6 protein-coding genes are annotated in these 4,323 nt (G+C 55.8%); 1 reads left to right on the top strand and 5 read right to left on the bottom strand.

The features are described from left to right. Nucleotides 1–153: 153 nt before the first annotated feature. Together VZP09_RS11060 and VZP09_RS11055 are read right to left on the bottom strand one after the other, a co-directional pair. Nucleotides 154–294 (bottom strand): hypothetical protein, encoded by a 141-nt coding sequence (locus VZP09_RS11060; RefSeq protein WP_032103891.1) that lies wholly within the window; start codon nucleotides 292–294, stop codon nucleotides 154–156. 112 nt (nucleotides 295–406) lie between these two features. Further along, on the bottom strand, nucleotides 407–703 hold the full coding sequence (locus VZP09_RS11055) for a YciI family protein (protein ID WP_002910042.1): 297 nt from the start codon (nucleotides 701–703) through the stop codon (nucleotides 407–409). A gap of 210 nt (nucleotides 704–913) precedes the next feature. On the opposite strand from VZP09_RS11055, the gene tonB reads away from it, so the two are divergent. After that, complete coding sequence (gene tonB, locus VZP09_RS11050) at nucleotides 914–1,660, top strand: TonB system transport protein TonB (protein ID WP_004145385.1); 747 nt, start codon at nucleotides 914–916, stop codon at nucleotides 1,658–1,660. Nucleotides 1,661–1,703: 43 nt separating this feature from the next. On the opposite strand, the gene VZP09_RS11045 is transcribed toward tonB, so the two are convergent. The 3 genes from VZP09_RS11045 to pfkB all read right to left on the bottom strand — a co-directional run bounded on the left by VZP09_RS11045 (nucleotide 1,704) and on the right by pfkB (nucleotide 3,993). Next, on the bottom strand, nucleotides 1,704–2,576 hold the full coding sequence (locus VZP09_RS11045; protein ID WP_002910036.1) for a fructosamine kinase family protein: 873 nt from the start codon (nucleotides 2,574–2,576) through the stop codon (nucleotides 1,704–1,706). 105 nt (nucleotides 2,577–2,681) lie between these two features. Continuing rightward, complete coding sequence (gene ghoS / locus VZP09_RS11040) at nucleotides 2,682–2,966, bottom strand: type V toxin-antitoxin system endoribonuclease antitoxin GhoS (protein ID WP_002910033.1); 285 nt, start codon at nucleotides 2,964–2,966, stop codon at nucleotides 2,682–2,684. Nucleotides 2,967–3,060: 94 nt separating this feature from the next. After that, the gene (pfkB, locus tag VZP09_RS11035; RefSeq protein ID WP_004145382.1) at nucleotides 3,061–3,993 is read right to left on the bottom strand and encodes a 6-phosphofructokinase II; all 933 of its coding nucleotides are present in this window, start codon (nucleotides 3,991–3,993) and stop codon (nucleotides 3,061–3,063) included. Between the last annotated feature and the right edge of the window lie 330 nt (nucleotides 3,994–4,323).

Genomic DNA, 4,323 nt, shown 5'->3' with positions numbered 1-4,323 from the left:
CGGGCTTTCATGCCTGTCGGGAAGCAACTATCTTTCAGNAATTATTTTCTTTCTATTGCACTGTAGATTTATAGGGCTATATCAGGATGTGCTGACATTAAATGCAAGCGCTAAATAACAACGCGATCCTCCCTAACAGCCTTACACAAGGTATTAGTAATTCACTATCACGCGCGGCGTCGATGTTTTGTCAGCATTTTCTATTGCCGAAAAAAGCGAGGCGATGGTCGATGATGGGGTAGCAGGAGAAGGAGCGTGCTCATCTTCCAGGCTTCTCAGGCGGATAACAGTCAACGCTTTCACGAGGTTAAAAAGGGCGACATTTCAATGTTGTGTACCAAAATGCGCCCTTCATTCTGATGACCTGGGTGTTTTTGTGGTTAGCCAGAAAAAGGAAAGGGTATTTTCAAAAAACCTTTTTGTATGGCTTAACAGAGACCTGGCGGTAAACCCCGGCGGCGATATACGGATCGTCATTGGCCCAGGCCTGGGCCGCTTCCAGCGATTCAAACTCGGCAATCACCGTTGAGCCGCTGAATCCTGCTGCGCCCGGTTCGTTACTGTCAACGGCCGGCATTGGCCCGGCGGTAAGCAGTCGGCCTTCATCGTGTAAGAGTTGTAAACGCGCGAGATGCGCGGGGCGAACCGACAGCCGCTTTTCCAGAGAATCGGCGATATCTTCAGCGTAGATAACGTAAAGCACGGCAAAGCTCCTTATCAATAATCAGGCGAATTACGTTAAGTTAAACAGCGATGGACTGCAATGCAAAGATGCGCTCTGGAGTGGAAAGCACTGCCGACGCAGCTTTTTTCTGCAAATGGCGGCAAAAATTGACTCAGGTTAAGACGCCTTATTGAATATGATTGCTATTTGCATTTAAAATCGGAGCATCATTTTTCAACAGAAACGACTATGAGCGCAATGACCCTTGATTTACCTCGCCGCTTTCCGTGGCCAACGCTGCTGTCCGTGGCTATCCACGGTGCCGTTGTGGCGGGGCTGCTTTATACCTCGGTACATCAGGTTATTGAACAGCCTTCTCCGACGCAGCCGATAGAGATCACAATGGTGGCGCCGGCCGATCTTGAGCCGCCTCCGGCGGCGCAGCCTGTCGTGGAGCCCGTTGTTGAACCCGAACCTGAGCCGGAGCCAGAGGTAGTGCCTGAACCGCCGAAAGAGGCGCCGGTGGTGATCCATAAACCGGAACCTAAGCCGAAGCCCAAACCTAAACCCAAGCCTAAGCCGGAGAAAAAGGTTGAACAGCCGAAGCGGGAAGTGAAGCCGGCTGCAGAGCCGCGTCCGGCCTCGCCGTTTGAAAACAACAATACGGCGCCGGCGCGTACAGCGCCAAGCACCTCGACCGCAGCGGCTAAACCCACCGTTACTGCTCCAAGCGGCCCGCGGGCGATCAGCCGCGTTCAGCCGTCCTATCCGGCGCGCGCTCAGGCGCTGCGCATAGAAGGTACGGTACGGGTGAAGTTTGACGTTTCGCCTGATGGCCGCATTGATAATCTGCAGATCCTCTCTGCTCAGCCGGCGAATATGTTCGAACGCGAGGTGAAAAGCGCGATGCGCAGATGGCGTTATCAGCAGGGAAGACCGGGTACCGGCGTAACGATGACCATCAAATTCCGCCTGAACGGCGTCGAGATTAACTGATAAAACGCTGCGGCGGACCGGCAAGGTCCGCCGTGAAGCTTGTTTAACGCATTTTCTCCATCAATACATCATCCAGCGCCTGCTGGGCCGTTACCAGGTGCTGGCCGCCAAACAAAATCGCTCTGTTCAGCAGAGTATAAAGCTGATAAATCGGCTGACGATCGAGAAAACCCGACGGCAGAGGCGAAACGGACTGATAGCCGTCATAGATTTGCGGGGGCTGTTCCGGATGCATCGGCAGCATGGCTAAATCGCACTCGCGGTCGCCCCAGTAGCAGGCGGGATCGAATATATAGGGGCCATCCGGCCCTAAGGCGCAGTTGCCGGACCACAGATCCCCGTGCAGCAGCGAAGGCTGCGGCTGATGGTTGGCCAGCCGCTGCTGTACCATATCGACTAAGGTATCGATATCGCCAAAGTGCAATCCCTTCTCCGCCGCGAGCTCCAGCTGCCAGCCGATACGCTGCTCGGCAAAAAAAACCGACCAGCGACGCTGCCAGGCGTTGGGCTGCGGCGTGGTGGAAAGATCGTTATCAAAATCCAGACCGAACTGCGGCTGATCGCTCCACTGATGGAGGTGGGCTAGCTGCTGGCCAAGCAGAAACGCATTGTGCGCATCCAGCGGACGGGGAGGGAGGTACTCCATGACCACGAAGCTATAGTCGCGATCGCTGCCGACGGCAAAGACCTGCGGTACGCGAACGGTTTTGCTTCGCGACAGCAGCTCCAGCTGATCGGACTCGGCGGTGAAGATAGGCAGAAGTTCCCGTTCGTCGCATTTCACGAAGTAATCTTTCCCGCCGAAGCGTAAATGCCAGGCGGAATGGATCTCTCCACCGGGCAGCTCGGTTTTCAGTTCGATTTCAGCGTCTTCGGTATGCCAATCGCGTAAAAGAGTACTGATTGCTTGCCACATGCTGTCTCTCCCCATGTTTTCCACCATATCATAAGGTTAGCGCATTACTACCGGGTAAACCTGGAACTGACGCACAACTGACGCTTTCCGTTGCGCTAAACGCACTTATTGAGCTTTTAACCACTCGGCGAATGTGGCCACAGCGATTTCCGCCGGGCGGCCAAGGGCCGCTTCCGCCAGGCCGGCGCTGAGGGCCTTAACTTCCTCGGCCGTCTGGCCGCTCAGCAGGCCGAAGGTGTTGGTACCCAGCTCATGGGGCGTGCCCTCTTCATCATTAAGCGTCAGTACAAACCCGGCACGGGTAAAATGGTTGCTTACCTCATTGATCTCCGTCAGCGCCTGTTCATGGAAGGTCACGCTGACGACCCAGGCGGTAATCTCATTGCTCATCTCTACACCCCGTTGTTATGCATGGCCTTTCCAGCATAGACCATTCTGCTTATATTGTGATTCCCCTCCGCCGGCGCGGAGGGGGCAGGGAAGATCAACGCCCGCAGAGATAATCATAGATTTTTTGCGTATTGGCCCGCGAGCAGAGGCGGGTGCCCTGGTTGATGGTCGCGGCGCTACCGGCGGCGACGCCAAAGCGTACCATGTCTTCAAGGCTGGCGTTTTCCGCCAGACGCAAGGTCATGGCGCCCACCATGCTGTCGCCAGCGCCGACGGTGCTCTGGCTTTTCATCGGTGGCGGCACTACCTGAACGCTGCCGCTGGCGTCCACGCCTAATGCCCCCTGCGGACCCAGGGAGACCACCACCCGGCGCACTTTACCGGACTGGATCAACGACTGAGCGGCAAGGCGCACGTCATCGGGTTGGCTGAGATCGCGCTGCACGAGGGCGCTAAGCTCTTTCTGGTTCGGTTTCACCAGCTCAATATTGCCGACGTCCAGCGCGGCGGCCAGCGCATCGCCGGAACTGTCAATGATGCAGCGCAGTCCCTGCTGTTGCGCATTTTTCACCAGCTGCATCAGATTATCGACGCTAATACCTGGCGGCAGGCTGCCGCTGACCACCAGCAGAGAGCCGGGTTCGATAGTCAGAACCTTCTCTTCCAGACGGCGGAATTCATCGTCCGTCAGTGCCGCGCCGGGCATAACGAAGCGATACTGTTCGCCGCTGGCGGCCACGTGGACGTGCAGGTTTTGCCGCGTCCAGTCGCGGGTTTCGACTGTCTCGACCGGCACCTGCTCATCGGCCAGCAGGGCGGCAAGATGCTCGCCGGTAGCGCCACCGACCGGGAAAATGGCGGTGGCTTTGCCGCCGAGAAAGGTCACGGCGCGGGCCACATTGATCCCGCCGCCGCCAGGTTCAAATACCGGCGCGCTGCAGCGAAGTTTGCCTTCCGGGTAGATCTGTGGGGTTTGCGTGGCGCTATCCAGCGAGGGGGCCAGCGTGAGCGTGTAAATTTTGGTCATTCCTTCTCCTCCTTAATACGGCGACTGTCGTTAATTTAAGCATGGCACGATGACTCGGGGAGGGAAAGTCCAGTTCCTGACAGTTTTGCAAAGATGCCTCTATTTTCATTATGAAATAAAGATTGTTTCCGGAGCTGTCTTATTCAAAAAACGAAAGAGTAAGTGATTGCTATGTTATTCGTGCTTTTTTATAATTTGCTACCTTTCTTAGGACCTGCACTCCGCGATCCTCGCGAAAGTTTCCGGGACCCTCAGGTCTCTTTTATGTTGTACGGACGCTAAATTCAATGAGCCGGCGAGATTATGCCTGTTCATCATTTGTACTGTCCT

The sequence above is a fragment of the Klebsiella sp. EMBS2024 genome (assembly GCF_036233805.1).
GTDB lineage: Bacteria > Pseudomonadota > Gammaproteobacteria > Enterobacterales > Enterobacteriaceae > Klebsiella > Klebsiella pneumoniae.
The sequence above is the reverse complement of the archived record's forward strand: the minus strand, read 5'-3'. Positions and strand labels throughout refer to the sequence as shown.

What these genes read in the sequence shown, in the direction of transcription:
- VZP09_RS11045 (WP_002910036.1), bottom strand. Translation starts at nt 2,576, where the DNA reads ATGTGGCAAGCAATCAGTACTCTTTTACGCGATTGGCATACCGAAGAC.
- tonB (WP_004145385.1), top strand. Translation starts at nt 914, where the DNA reads ATGAGCGCAATGACCCTTGATTTACCTCGCCGCTTTCCGTGGCCAACG.
- ghoS (WP_002910033.1), bottom strand. Translation starts at nt 2,966, where the DNA reads ATGAGCAATGAGATTACCGCCTGGGTCGTCAGCGTGACCTTCCATGAA.
- pfkB (WP_004145382.1), bottom strand. Translation starts at nt 3,993, where the DNA reads ATGACCAAAATTTACACGCTCACGCTGGCCCCCTCGCTGGATAGCGCC.